At 73.0% G+C, this 12,854-nt stretch carries 9 protein-coding genes; 2 read left to right on the forward strand and 7 right to left on the reverse strand.

The window, feature by feature from the left end:
- Positions 1 to 61: 61 nt before the first annotated feature.
- From CRP39_RS28020 to CRP39_RS11315, 5 genes are all read right to left on the reverse strand, one after another.
- Positions 62 to 823 (reverse strand): endonuclease VII domain-containing protein, encoded by a 762-nt coding sequence (locus tag CRP39_RS28020; protein WP_097206485.1) that lies wholly within the window; start codon positions 821 to 823, stop codon positions 62 to 64.
- Positions 824 to 859: 36 nt separating this feature from the next.
- Positions 860 to 1,069 carry a ubiquitin-like protein Pup gene (locus CRP39_RS11300; protein WP_097206486.1) on the reverse strand — a complete coding sequence of 70 codons (210 nt, stop codon included), beginning with the start codon at positions 1,067 to 1,069 and terminating at the stop codon, positions 860 to 862.
- Between the two features lie 117 nt (positions 1,070 to 1,186).
- Entirely contained in the window at positions 1,187 to 2,692 is a 1,506-nt protein-coding gene (dop, locus tag CRP39_RS11305; protein ID WP_097206487.1) for a depupylase/deamidase Dop, read from the reverse strand.
- A gap of 136 nt (positions 2,693 to 2,828) precedes the next feature.
- Positions 2,829 to 4,604, reverse strand: a complete 1,776-nt coding sequence (gene arc / locus CRP39_RS11310; RefSeq protein ID WP_097206488.1) for a proteasome ATPase — start codon at positions 4,602 to 4,604, stop codon at positions 2,829 to 2,831.
- A 140-nt stretch (positions 4,605 to 4,744) separates the two neighbouring features.
- Positions 4,745 to 5,692, reverse strand: coding sequence for a tRNA (adenine-N1)-methyltransferase (locus CRP39_RS11315; protein WP_281253767.1), 948 nt, complete (start codon positions 5,690 to 5,692; stop codon positions 4,745 to 4,747).
- Between the two features lie 83 nt (positions 5,693 to 5,775).
- Here CRP39_RS11315 and CRP39_RS11320 point away from each other — a divergent pair, with 83 nt between their 5' ends.
- Both CRP39_RS11320 and CRP39_RS11325 read left to right on the forward strand, forming a co-directional pair.
- Positions 5,776 to 6,852, forward strand: coding sequence for a RecB family exonuclease (locus tag CRP39_RS11320; RefSeq protein ID WP_245853797.1), 1,077 nt, complete (start codon positions 5,776 to 5,778; stop codon positions 6,850 to 6,852).
- A gap of 68 nt (positions 6,853 to 6,920) precedes the next feature.
- Positions 6,921 to 8,105 (forward strand): amidohydrolase family protein, encoded by a 1,185-nt coding sequence (locus CRP39_RS11325; RefSeq protein WP_097206489.1) that lies wholly within the window; start codon positions 6,921 to 6,923, stop codon positions 8,103 to 8,105.
- Here the strand turns inward: CRP39_RS11325 and CRP39_RS11330 are convergent.
- Positions 8,102 to 8,842, reverse strand: a complete 741-nt coding sequence (locus CRP39_RS11330) for an HAD family hydrolase (RefSeq protein WP_097206675.1) — start codon at positions 8,840 to 8,842, stop codon at positions 8,102 to 8,104. The two genes, CRP39_RS11325 and CRP39_RS11330, sit on opposite strands and share 4 nt — an antisense overlap.
- 73 nt (positions 8,843 to 8,915) lie before the next feature.
- Positions 8,916 to 12,716, reverse strand: coding sequence for a methionine synthase (metH, locus tag CRP39_RS11335; RefSeq protein WP_097206490.1), 3,801 nt, complete (start codon positions 12,714 to 12,716; stop codon positions 8,916 to 8,918).
- Between the last annotated feature and the right edge of the window lie 138 nt (positions 12,717 to 12,854).

A 12,854-nucleotide genomic window follows, 5' to 3' on the forward strand; every position in this document is an offset into this window, starting at 1 on the left:
CTCCTGCTCGGCGCCCGCGTGCCCGGCGTTGCTGCGTTCCTGGGTGAGCTCGCGAGCTCCCTCACGTATCCGCCTCTCCCGCCGCACCCTGGCGGCGCTCCCCGCTCGTGTGACGCCCCGTCGACCGCGGGGTGCGCGGTCGTCCAGGGCGTCGCTGCGACCCTACCGGCGGGCTCCCCGGCCGGCTGGCCTCACCCGGGCCGTTGCCGGCCGACTCCTCGAGCAGCCCCATGGCCTGGCGCTGTCGATGTCCTTCGACGTAGAAGGCGGCCATCCGGAGCAGGAACGGGTCGTCCCGGAACTGACCCAGGCCGCCGTTGCAGTTGAAGCACAGCAGCGCGCGAACGGCGCCGGTCCCGTGGTCGTGGTCGACGTGCAAGGCCGGGGCAGAGCGGCAGATGGCACACAACCCGCCCTGGGCCTCGAGCATCGCGTCGGCGTCCTCGGCACTGATCCCGTACCGCCGCTTGAGGTGGTAAGTGCGCGATCCGCCGACTTTGGCCTTGGACTCCCTGCCTCGCACGTTGTGGCAGGGCTTGCAGTACGTGTACGTCCCACTCGGACTCGCACGAGACCTGGGAAAGTCAGTCACGGGCTTGACCACAGCGCAGTCTGGGCACCACTTGAAGCCATCCGGCACCTCGCGGTCCCCGGGGTGGCGACGAGTCGGGAGCCCGACCCGTCGCACCTTCGACTCCCTCAGACGCTGACGCGCATGGTCGCGACAGTAGGCGGCGAGTCCTTCACGACGGCTCTTGTCCCTCGTGAAGGACTCGACCGGACGAGTCTCACGGCAATCGGGGCAGAACTTGCCTGCAACCATTCCCGGAATGCACTACGAATACGTAGCGGCGAATGGTCACTGGCCCCCTTTTTGCACATATGAGCGCACGAATTCCTCGGCGTTCTCCTCGAGTACCTCGTCGATCTCGTCGAGGATGGAGTCGACGTCCTCGGTCATCTCCTTGTGGCGCTCGGCGACCTCGGTGTCGACGGAGGCCTCGACCTCCTCGGCCTCCTCCCGGGTGCGGGTGGCCTTCTGCTGTCCGCCGGTGTCCCTCGTGGCCATGGCTGCCTCCAGGTCGTGTCGTGGCTGGTGCCTGAGACGAAAACTACCCGTGGCGGGTGACGAACGGGTGTCGGCGAGCGGGCCCGGGGACCGCCCCGCGCCTGTGGACCCCGCCGATCAGCCGCCGGTGATCGTGTCGACCAGCTCCTGCGCCGAGGACGTCGACTCGAAGAGCCGGCCGACGTGCTCGCGGGTGCCGCGCAGCGGCTCCATGGTGGGGATCCGCACCAGGTTCTCCCGGCCCAGGTCGAACACCACCGAGTCCCACGACGCCGCGGCCACCTGCGCCGGGTAGCGCCGCAGGCACTCGCCCCGGAAGAACGCGCGGGTGTCGGTCGGCGGGTGCACCACCGCCCGGGCGACGTCCTCGTCGGTGAGCAGCCGCTCGATCGCCCCCCGCGCCACCAGCCGGTGGTAGAGGCCCTTGTCCGGCCGGACGTCGGAGTACTGCAGGTCGACCAGGCGCAGCCGGGAGTCCCCCCACTCCAGGCCGTCGCGCGACCGGTAGCCCTCCAGCAGGCGCAGCTTGGCCGGCCAGTCCAGCCGGTCGGCGCAGCGCATCGGGTCGATCCGGAGGTCCTGCAGCACCTCGGCCCACCGGCGCAGCACGTCGGCGGTCTGCTCGTCGCCGTTCCCCGTGCGGTCGACGTGCCGCTGCGCCATCTCCAGGTACGCCTCCTGGACCTCCAGCGCCGTCATCCGGCGCCCGTCGCGCAGCCGGATCTTGTGCGACAGCGTCGGGTCGTGGCTGACCGCCTGCAGGGCGTCCACCGGCTCGTCGATGCTGAGGTCCTGGGTGAGGGTGCGCGCCTCGATCATGGCCAGCACGAGCGACGTCGTCCCGACCTTGAGGTAGGTGGACAGCTCGGCGAGGTTGGCGTCGCCGATGATCACGTGCAGCCGGCGGTACTTGTCGGCGTCGGCGTGCGGCTCGTCGCGGGTGTTGATGATCGGCCGCTTGAGCGTCGTCTCCAGGCCCACCTCGACCTCGAAGAAGTCGGCGCGCTGGGACAGCTGGAAGCCGCGGGTGCGGCTCTCGGTGCCGATGCCCACCCGCCCGGAGCCGGCGAAGACCTGCCGGGTCACGAAGAACGGGATCAGGCCGCGGATGATCTCCAGGAAGGGCGTCCGGCGGTCCATGAGGTAGTTCTCGTGGGACCCGTAGGAGGCGCCCTTGCCGTCGGTGTTGTTCTTGTACAGCTGGATCGGCACGGTGCCGGGCACCCGCGCGGCCCGGCGCGCCGCCTCGGCCATCACCTGCTCCCCCGCCTTGTCCCAGAGGACGACGTCACGCGGGTTGGTGACCTCCGGCGTCGAGTACTCGGGGTGGGCGTGGTCGACGTACAGCCGCGCCCCGTTGGTGAGGATGACGTTGGCCATCCCGGAGTCGTCGTCGAGGTCGTTGTGGTCCAGCGCCTGGGCCGGTGACAGGTCGAAGCCCCGGGCGTCGCGCAGCGGGGACTCCTCCTCGAAGTCCCACCGGGGCCGGCGCGGGGCCGGCGCCTCGGCCACCGCCCAGGCGTTGACCACCTGGCTGGACAGGGTGGTCGGGTTCGCCGTCGGCTGCCCGGGCACCGAGATGCCGTACTCGACCTCGGTGCCCATGACCCGCCGCACGCTCATGTCCCAACCCTAGGCCGCCGCACCGACACCGTCCGGCACGGCCCGCGCGCGCCCGGCACGTCCCGCCGGCCGGGGACGCCGACGGCCCGGCCCCCGCGGTCAGCGGGGACCGGGCCGGGTGAGCCGGCCTCGGCGCCTACAGGTACTGGCCGGTGTTGGTCGCGGTGTCGATGGCGCGGCCGGACTCGCTGCCCTTGCCGCTGATGAGCGTGCGGATGTAGACGATCCGCTCGCCCTTCTTGCCCGAGATCCGCGCCCAGTCGTCGGGGTTGGTGGTGTTGGGCAGGTCCTCGTTCTCCTTGAACTCGTCGACGCAGGCCTGCATGAGGTGGCCGACCCGCAGCCCGCCGGTGCCGGTCTCCAGCCGCTCCTTGATCGCCATCTTCTTGGCGCGGTCGACGATGTTCTGCAGCATCGCCCCGGAGTTGAAGTCCTTGAAGTAGAGGACCTCCTTGTCACCGTTGGCGTAGGTGACCTCGAGGAAGCGGTTCTCCTCGCTCTCGGTGTACATGCGCTCGACGGTGCGCTGGATCATCGCGGCGATCGTGGCCTCGCGGCTGCCGCCGTGCTCGGCGAGGTCGTCGGGGGACAGCGGCAGCGAGGTGGTGAGGTACTTGCTGAAGATGTCGCGGGCGGCCTCCGCGTCCGGCCGCTCGATCTTGATCTTCACGTCCAGCCGGCCGGGCCGCAGGATCGCCGGGTCGATCATGTCCTCGCGGTTGGAGGCGCCGATGACGATGACGTTCTCCAGCCCCTCCACCCCGTCGATCTCGCTGAGCAGCTGGGGCACGATCGTGGACTCCACGTCGGAGGAGACCCCCGACCCGCGGGTGCGGAAGATCGAGTCCATCTCGTCGAAGAAGACGATGACCGGCGTGCCCTCGCTGGCCTTCTCGCGGGCCCGCTGGAACACCAGCCGGATGTGCCGCTCGGTCTCCCCGACGTACTTGTTGAGCAGCTCCGGGCCCTTGATGTTCAGGAAGTAGGACTTCGCCGCACGGGAGCCCTCGCCCTGGACCTCGGCGACCTTCCTGGCCAGCGAGTTGGCCACCGCCTTGGCGATGAGCGTCTTCCCGCAGCCGGGCGGGCCGTAGAGCAGGATGCCCTTGGGCGGGCGCAGCTCGAACTCGCGGAACAGGTCGGCGTGGAGGAACGGCAGCTCGACGGCGTCCCGGATCTGCTCGATCTGCCGCGACAGGCCGCCGATGTCGGCGTAGTCGATGTCGGGGACCTCTTCGAGGATGAGCTCCTCGACCTCGCTCTTGGGGATCCGCTCGTAGACGTACCCCGAGCGGGTCTCCAGCAGCAGCGAGTCGCCGCTGCGCAGCGGCTGGTCGGCGAGGGAGTCGGCCAGGTAGACCACCCGCTCCTCGTCGGTGTGCCCGATGACCAGGGCCCGCGGCGTGACCCCGTCGATCGGCTCCAGCAGCTCCTTGAGCATGACGACGTCGCCGGCGCGCTCGAAGCCGCACGCCTCGACGACGTTCATCGCCTCGTTGAGCATGACCTCCTGGCCGTGCTGCAGCGTCTCGACCTCCACCGACGGGGAGACCGAGACGCGCAGCTTGCGACCACCGGTGAAGACGTCGACCGTGCCGTCGTCGTGGCCGGTCAGGAAGACGCCGTAGCCGGACGGGGGCTGCCCGAGCCGGTCGACCTCCTCCTTGAGCGTGACCAGCTGTTCGCGTGCGTCGCGCAGCGTGCTGGTGAGCTTGTCGTTGCGCTCGGAGAGGAACGCCGCGCGCCCCTCCGCCTCGGCGATGCGCTCCTCGAGCGCCCGCACCTGGCGGGGGCTCTCGGCCACCTTGCGGCGCAGGAGACCGATCTCCTCCTCCAGGTAGGAGATCTGGGTGAGCAGTGCCGCCACGTCACGCTCACGTCGCGCTCGGAACTCGTCGGGACCCAGGCCCATCGCGCACCTCCGCACACATCGGGAGAGCCAGGAGGCAAATCTATACACGCCCAGCGACAGCCCGCCGGGGGCTCGCGGGACACTGGGTCACGGCCCGGCTACGACTGCGTTGCGATCGTCGCAGGTGTCCGGGCGCGGCGTCAGTGCTTCTGCGCCCGCCGCTGCCGGGTGGGGGCGACGACCCCCTCGGCGAGGCGCCGGGCGGTCACCAGGAACGCGGTGTGGGCGACCATCCGGTGCTCGGGGCGCACGGCCAGCCCGACCGCGTGCCAGGGGCGCACCAGCGACTCCCACGAGTACGGCTCGGTCCACCCGCCCTGGGCGCGCAGCGCCTCCACGTAGGTGGACAGCTGGGTGACGGTGGCGACGTAGCCGACGAGCACCCCGCCGGGGCGCAGGGCGGCGGCCACCGTGGGCAGCACCGCCCACGGCTCCAGCATGTCGAGCACCACCCGGTCCACGGTCTCCGCCGGCGGGTGCTCGGCGAGGTCGCCCAGGCGCAGCGACCAGTTCGCCGGGACCTCCCCGAAGAAGGCGCCGACGTTGGCGCGGGCCACGTCGGCGAAGTCCTCGCGCCGCTCGTAGCTGGTGACGGTGCCCCCCTCCCCCACCGCGCGCAGCAGGGAGCAGGTCAGCGCGCCGGAGCCGGCGCCGGCCTCCAGCACCCGCATCCCCGGCCCGACGTCGCCGAAGCCGACGATCTGGGCGGCGTCCTTGGGGTAGATCACCTGCGCCCCGCGGGGCATGGAGAGCACGAAGTCGGCGAGCAGCGGGCGCAGCGCCAGGTACCCGGTGTTGGCGGTGGAGTGGACCACCGAGCCCTCCGGGGCGCCGATCAGGTCGTCGTGGGCGATGGCCCCGCGGTGGGTGTGGAACAGCTTCCCCGGCTCGAGGACGACGGTGTGCAGCCGGCCCTTGGGGTCGGTGAGCTGCACGCGGTCACCGGCGACGAACGCTCCGGGGACCGGCGTCCGCGGCGCGGTGCCGGGCTGCTCGGGGGTCCCGGACTCGTCGGCCGTCCCGGGCTCGTCGGCGGTCTCGGGGGCCTGCTGCTCGTCCGCCACGGGGGTCTGCTGCTCGTCGTCCACGGGCGGCCAGCGTACGGAGTGCGTGGCGCGCCTCTCGGCGCGCGCGCTCGGAACTGTCGGTGGGCCGACCTAGCCTCGAGGGTATGACGGCGATGGCGCAGGACTCGGCGCTCGGGGACGGCGCGCAGGACTCGGCGCTCGGGGACGGCGCGCAGGACTCGGCGCTCGGGGACGGCGCGCAGGACTCGGCGCTCGGGGGCGGCGCGCAGGACTCGGCGCTCGGGGACATGGTGCAGGCCGGGCAGCCCGCCGACGCGGCTGCCTCTGCCCCGGGCGCGCCCGCCGAGCAGCCGACCCCGCGGCGGCCCTCGCTGTCGCCGAGCCGGGCGGCGGACTTCAAGACCTGTCCCCTGCTGTACCGGTTCCGCACCATCGACCGGCTGCCGGAGCGCAAGAGCCTGGCGGCCGTGCGCGGCACGCTGGTGCACGCGGTGCTGGAGAAGCTCTACGACCTGCCGGCCCGCGAGCGCACGGTGCGGTCGGCGCAGGAGCTGGTCGCGCCGGCGTGGGAGGAGTTGCGGGCCGACCCGGAGGTCGCGGAGCTGTTCGCCGAGGGCCGCGCCGCGGACGAGGAGCCGGCCGCGCGGTCGCTGGAGGGGTGGCTGGCCTCGGCGGGCCGGCTGGTGGAGACCTACTTCTCGCTGGAGGACCCGTCGCGCATCGAGCCGCAGGGGCGCGAGGAGCTGGTCGAGGTCACGCTGCCCGACGGGCTGCTGCTGCGCGGCTACGTCGACCGGCTGGACGTCGCGCCGAACGGGGCGCTGCGGGTGGTCGACTACAAGACGGGCTCGATGCCGCGCGAGGCGTTCGAGGGCAAGGCCCTGTTCCAGATGAAGTTCTACGCGCTGGTGCTGTGGCGCACCCGCGGCGTGGTGGCCAGCCAGCTGAAGCTGCTGTACCTCGGCAACGGCGACGCCCTGACCTACGCGCCCGACGAGGGCGAGCTGGTGCGGTTCGAGCGGACGCTGCGGGCGATCTGGGCGGCGATCGAGCGGGCGGTGGCCACCGGCGACTTCCGCCCCAACCGCACCCGGCTGTGCGACTGGTGCGACCACCAGGCGCTGTGCCCGTCCTTCGGCGGCACTCCCCCGCCGTTCCCGGCCGAGGCGGCGGCCGCCGCCGGCTGGCACACCCAGCTGCCGATCGTGGAGCACGACTGACAGAACACCCCGTCCTCCGCGGGCTCGGGACGGGAGGAGCGGGCCGGCCGTGGCCGAGGGGAGCACCGATGCGCGGATACCGAACGGCCCGTGCCTTCGACGGCGAGCGGTTCCTCCCCGGTGGTGCGCTCGTCCTCGTCGAGGGGCGGGCGATCGTGGCCGTGGAACAGGCCACCGCCGCTGCCCCGGACGGGTGCGCCGTCACCGAGCTCGCGGGTGGCACGCTGCTGCCCGGGCTGATCGACTCGCACGTCCACCTCTGCGCGGACAGCGGGCCGCGCGCGCTGGAGCAGGTCCCCGAGCTGTCCGCAGCCGCCCTGGACGCGGTCATCACCGCAGCCGCGCAGCAGCACCTGCGTGCCGGGGTCACCGCCGTCCGGGACCTCGGTGACCACCGCTGGGCGGTCCTCGAGCGCGCCCGGAGCAACGACGGCGGGCCGACCGTCGTCGCCGCCGGCCCGCCGATCACCTCGTCCGGCGGGCACTGCTGGTCCATGGGCGGTGAGGCGGCCGGCGTCCGCGAGCTGCGCCGGGCGGTCCGCGAGCGCGCCGAGCGAGGTGCCGGCGTCGTCAAGGTGATGGCCAGCGGCGGGCTGATGACGCCCGGCACCGACCTCACCGCCTGCCAGTTCGGCCTCGACGAGGTCAGGGCCGTGGTCGACGAGGCGCACCGGCACGGGCTGCCGGTGACCGCGCACGCCCACGCGCTGACGGCCGTGGAGCAGTGCCTCGCGGCCGGGGTCGACGGCATCGAGCACTGCAGCTGCCTGACCGCGAGCGGCGTGCGGACGCCGCCGGAGGTCGCGGCCGGCCTCGCCGCGGCGGGCGTCGTCGTGTGCCCGACGCTCGGGCGGGCTCCCGGCATCGACCCGCCGCCGCACGTCCAGGCGCGGATGGACGCCACCGGCGGCACGTTCGAGGCGCAGCTGGAGAACGTGACCCGGCTGCGAGAGGCCGGCGTGACCCTCCTGGCCGGTACCGACGCCGGGATCTCACCTTCCAAGCGGCATGGGGTGGTCCCGATGGCGGTGGCCGACCTGGCCGGCTGCGGCGTCCCGGTCGCCGAGGCGCTGGCGGCGGCCACCGCCGTCGCGGCGCGCGCCTGCGGCCTGCAGGACCGCACCGGCCGGCTCCGGGCCGGTCTGGACGCCGACCTGCTGGTGGTGGACGGCGACCCGGCGGTCGACGTGAGCTGCCTGCGGCGGCCGCTGCTCGTGGTGTCCCGCGGCCAGGAGGTGCCGCTGGCGGACTAGGCGAGGATGTCCACGGCGCGGGCGGCCAGCACGGCATCGAGGTCGGCGAGCCCGACGCCGGCCAGCGTCTCCCGCAGCACCAGCCCCTCCGCGGGCTCCAGCGGCTGCAGGGAGGGCACGCCGAGCACCGCGGCGCCCGCGGCCAGACCGGCGGTCACCCCGGCGACGGAGTCCTCCAGCACGACGCAGCCCTCGGGCGGCACGCCGAGCGCGGCCATCGCCTGCCGGTAGGGCGCCGGGTCGGGCTTGCGGGCGGGCACCTCGTCGCCGCAGACGGTGACGTCGAACGGCGGCACGTCGGGGAACGCGGCACCGATCGCGGCCAGCACGACGTCGGCCAGCCGGCGCGGGGTGGTGGTCACCAGCGCGGTCGGGACGGCGGCGTGCCGGAGCTCGGCGATGAGCTCGCGCGCCCCGGGCCGCCAGTGGATGTCCCCACCCAGCAGGCCGGCCACCCGGTCCTCGATCCACCGGGCGTCGGCTCGGGACTGCGCCTCGCTGCGCACCACGCCGAGGTCGGTGTAGAGGATGTCCATCGCCACCGGCATGCTCGTGCCGACCGTCCGCTGCCGGGCCCGGTCGGACATCCGGCCGCCGAGCTCCCGGGCCAGGGCGAACATCGCCTCGCCCCAGTACTGCTCGGTCTCCACGAGGGTGCCGTCCATGTCGAACAGCACCGCCTGCAGGGCGGTCCCCGCCGTCGTCCGGGTCCGGGCGTCGTCGTCCAGCGTCTCCATCACGTCCACGGTAGGCGCGCGGCCGCGGCGACCGGTCCCCCGCGGGGCGTGAGATCGGCGACGTCCGGGGCGCTCACTCGTCGTCGGTGCGGTAGCCGAGGTTGGGCGACAGCCACCGCTCGGCCTCGGCGAGGGTCCAGCCCTTGCGGCGCGCGTAGTCCTCGACCTGGTCGCGGCCCAGGCGCCCCAGGACGAAGTACCGCGACTGCGGGTGGGAGAAGTACAGCCCGCTGACCGCCGCCCCCGGCCACATGGCCATGCTGTCGGTGAGCTGGATGCCGGTGGCCGCCTCGACGTCCAGCAGCTGCCAGATGGTGCGCTTCTCGGTGTGCTCGGGGCAGGCCGGGTAGCCCGGAGCGGGGCGGATGCCGCGGTAGCGCTCGGCGATCAGCGCGCCGTTGTCCAGGTGCTCGTCGGGGGCGTAGCCCCACAGCTGGGTGCGGACCCGCTCGTGCAGCCGCTCGGCGAAGGCCTCGGCGAGCCGGTCGGCCAGCGACTCCAGCAGGATCGCGCTGTAGTCGTCGTTGGCCGCCTTGAACGCCGCGACGCGCTCGGCCACGCCCAGCCCCGCGGTGACGGCGAAGGCGCCGACGTAGTCGGCCAGCCCGCTCTCCCGGGGCGCCACGAAGTCGGCCAGGGACTTGCGGGGGGCGCCGTCGCGGCCCTCGGTCTGCTGGCGGAGCTGGTGCAGGGTCGCGCGGACGGCGGTGCGGGACTCGTCGGTGTAGACCTCGATGTCCTCGCCGTCCACCCGGTTGGCGGGGAACAGGCCGACGACGCCGGCCGCCCGCAGCCACCGCTCCCCCACGATCCGGTCCAGCATCGCCTGGGCGTCCTCGAACAGCCGCCGGGCGGTCTCGCCGGTCGCCGGGTTGTGCAGGATGTCGGGGAACCGGCCGCGCATCTCCCAGGCGGAGAAGAACGGCTGCCAGTCGATGTACCGGCGCAGCTCGTCCAGCGGCTGGTTGGGGAAGGTCCGGACGAACTGGGTCGCCGCACCGTGCCAGTGCTCGCAGTCCGGCGCGGTGCACACGTCGCGGGCCTGCTGCAGCAGCATGCGGGGTCGCGGCGGGGTGTAGCCGGTCCAGTCCAGCGGCGGCGCGGCGGCGCGCGCGGCCGCCAGCGGCAGCAGCGTGCGGGTGTCCTGACGGGCGGCGTGCCGCTCGCGGAGCGCGGCGTACTCGTCCTCGACGCCGGCCAGCAGCGCCGGGCGTTGCTCGTCCGACAGCAGCGCCGCGACCACGGGCACCGACCGGGAGGCGTCCTTCACCCAGATCACCGGGCCGTGGTAGGCGGGGTCGACCTTGACCGCCGTGTGCGCCCGCGAGGTGGTGGCCCCGCCGACCAGCAGCGGGATCTCGAAGCCCTGCCGCTCCATCTCGGTGGCGAGGATGACCATCTCGTCCAGCGACGGGGTGATCAGCCCGGACAGGCCGATGACGTCGGCGCCCTCCTGCTTGGCGGTGTCGAGCACCGTCTGGGCGGGGACCATGACGCCGAGGTCGACGACGTCGTAGTTGTTGCACTGCAGGACGACGCCGACGATGTTCTTGCCGATGTCGTGGACGTCGCCCTTGACCGTGGCCATCACGACCTTGCCGTTGCTGCGCTCGGCGTCGCCGGGGCGCTTCTCGGCCTCGATGAAGGGGATGAGGTAGGCGACGGCCTTCTTCATCACCCGGGCGGACTTGACCACCTGCGGCAGGAACATCTTCCCGGCGCCGAAGAGGTCGCCGACGACGTTCATGCCGGCCATGAGCGGCCCCTCGATGACCTCGATCGGCCGGCCGCCGCGGGCGCTGATCTCGGCGCGCAGCTCCTCGGTGTCGGCCTCGACGAACTCGTCGATCCCCTTCACCAGCGCGTGGGTGATCCGCTCGCCGACCGGCAGCGTCCGCCACTCCTCGGTGGCGGCCTCCTTGGCCGCGCCGTCGACGGCGTAGTCGCCGGCGATCTCCAGGAGGCGCTCGGTGGCGTCCGGCCGCCGGTTGAGGACGACGTCCTCGATGCGCTCCCGCAGCACCGCCGGGACCTCGTCGTAGACCTCGAGGGCGCCGGCGTTGACGATGCCCATGTCCATGCCGGCGGCGACGGCGTGGAACAGGAAGACCGCGTGGATGGCCTCCCGGACACGGTTGTTGCCGCGGAAGGAGAACGACACGTTGGACACCCCGCCGGAGACCAGCGCGCCGGGGAGGTTCGCCTTGATCCAGCGGGTGGCCTCGATGAAGTCCAGGCCGTAGGCCGCGTGCTCCTCGATGCCCGTGGCGACGGCGAAGACGTTGGGGTCGAAGATGACGTCCTCGGCCGGGAAGCCGACCTGCGCGGTGAGGATGTCGTAGGCGCGCCGGCAGATCTGCGTGCGGCGCTCCAGGTTGTCGGCCTGGCCCTGCTCGTCGAAGGCCATGACGACGACGGCCGCCCCGTGCTTGCGGCACAGCCGCGCCTGCCGCAGGAACTCCTCCTCGCCGGACTTCAGCGAGATGGAGTTGACGATCGACTTGCCCTGGACGCACTTGAGGCCGGCCTCGATGACCTCCCACTTGGAGGAGTCGACCATCACCGGCACGCGGCAGATGTCGGGCTCGGTCGCGACCAGCTTGAGGAAGCGGTCCATGGCCGCGACGCCGTCGATCATCCCCTCGTCCATGTTGACGTCGATGACCTGCGCGCCGGCCTCGACCTGCTGGCGGGCCACGGCGAGGGCGGCCGGGTAGTCGCCGTCCCGGATGAGGGTGCGGAAGCGGGCAGAGCCGGTGATGTTGGTCCGCTCCCCGACGTTGACGAACAGCGAGTCCTCGTCGACGGTGAGCGGCTCCAGGCCCGACAGCCGCAGCGCCGGGCGAGGCGTCGGCGGCGTCCGGGGAGCCACCCCCGCCACGGCCGCGGCCACCGCCGCGACGTGTTCCGGGGTGGTGCCGCAGCAGCCGCCCGCGAGGTTCACCAGGCCGCTGGCGGCGAACTCGCCGAGCACCGCAGCGGTCTCCTCCGGCGACTCGTCGTACTCGCCGAAGGCGTTGGGCAGGCCGGCGTTGGGGTGGCAGGAGACGTAGGTGTCGGCGATCCGGGCCAGCTCGGCGACGTAGGGCCGCATCTCCGCGGCGCCCAGCGCGCAGTTGAGCCCGACCAGCAGCGGCCGCACGTGCCGCACGGAGTGCCAGAAGGCCTCGGTGACCTGGCCGGAGAGGGTCCGCCCGGAGGCGTCGGTGATGGTCCCGGAGACCATCACCGGCCACCGGCGCCCGCGCTGCTCGAACAGCGTCTCCAGCGCGAAGACCGCCGCCTTGGCGTTCAGGGTGTCGAAGACCGTCTCGATGAGCAGGACGTCGACGCCGCCGTCGACCAGCCCGTCGGCCTGGGTCAGGTAGGCCTCGGCCAGCTCGTCGAAGGTGACGTTGCGGGCGCCGGGGTCGTTGACGTCGGGCGAGATGGAGGCGGTGCGGCTGGTGGGGCCGATGGCGCCGGCGACGTAGCGCGGCCGGTCCGGCGTCCGCGCGGTCATGACGTCGCACTCGTGGCGGGCGAGCCGGGCGGCGGCGACGTTGAGCTCGTAGGCGAGCTCCTCCATGCGGTAGTCGGCCAGGGAGATCGCCGTGGCGTTGAACGTGTTGGTCTCGATGAGGTCCGCGCCGGCCTCGAGGTACTCGCGGTGGATGCCGGCGACGATCTCCGGGGCGGTGATGCTCAGCAGGTCGTTGTTGCCCTGCACGTCGACCGGCCAGTCGGCGAACCGCTGCCCCCGGTAGCCGGCCTCGTCGGGTCGCTGACGCTGGATAGCGGTGCCCATGGCGCCGTCGAGCACGAGGACCCGGCGCTGGAGCAGGGCGGTGAGCTCGGCGGTGGCATCGGGACGGAGTGCGGGGAACTCGGGCACGGGGTGTCCTCGGGAGGGGTTCGGGCACGGTCACGAGAGCGTCCGGCGCCAGGGCTCTGGCAACTCCGACGGGCTGCGGCGCCTCGTCGTCCGCGAACTGCGGGCCCCATCGTCCCATCCCCAGGCACTCGCTCGGTC

The sequence above is a fragment of the Geodermatophilus sabuli genome, from assembly GCF_900215145.1.
Lineage (GTDB): Bacteria > Actinomycetota > Actinomycetes > Mycobacteriales > Geodermatophilaceae > Geodermatophilus > Geodermatophilus sabuli.

Excerpts from the sequence above, each read along its gene's own strand:
- CRP39_RS28020 (WP_097206485.1), bottom strand. The coding sequence starts at position 823 with ATGGTTGCAGGCAAGTTCTGCCCCGATTGCCGTGAGACTCGTCCGGTC.
- CRP39_RS11300 (WP_097206486.1), bottom strand. The coding sequence starts at position 1,069 with ATGGCCACGAGGGACACCGGCGGACAGCAGAAGGCCACCCGCACCCGG.
- dop (WP_097206487.1), bottom strand. The coding sequence starts at position 2,692 with ATGAGCGTGCGGCGGGTCATGGGCACCGAGGTCGAGTACGGCATCTCG.
- arc (WP_097206488.1), bottom strand. The coding sequence starts at position 4,604 with ATGGGCCTGGGTCCCGACGAGTTCCGAGCGCGACGTGAGCGTGACGTG.
- CRP39_RS11320 (WP_245853797.1), top strand. The coding sequence starts at position 5,776 with ATGACGGCGATGGCGCAGGACTCGGCGCTCGGGGACGGCGCGCAGGAC.
- CRP39_RS11325 (WP_097206489.1), top strand. The coding sequence starts at position 6,921 with ATGCGCGGATACCGAACGGCCCGTGCCTTCGACGGCGAGCGGTTCCTC.
- CRP39_RS11330 (WP_097206675.1), bottom strand. The coding sequence starts at position 8,842 with ATGGAGACGCTGGACGACGACGCCCGGACCCGGACGACGGCGGGGACC.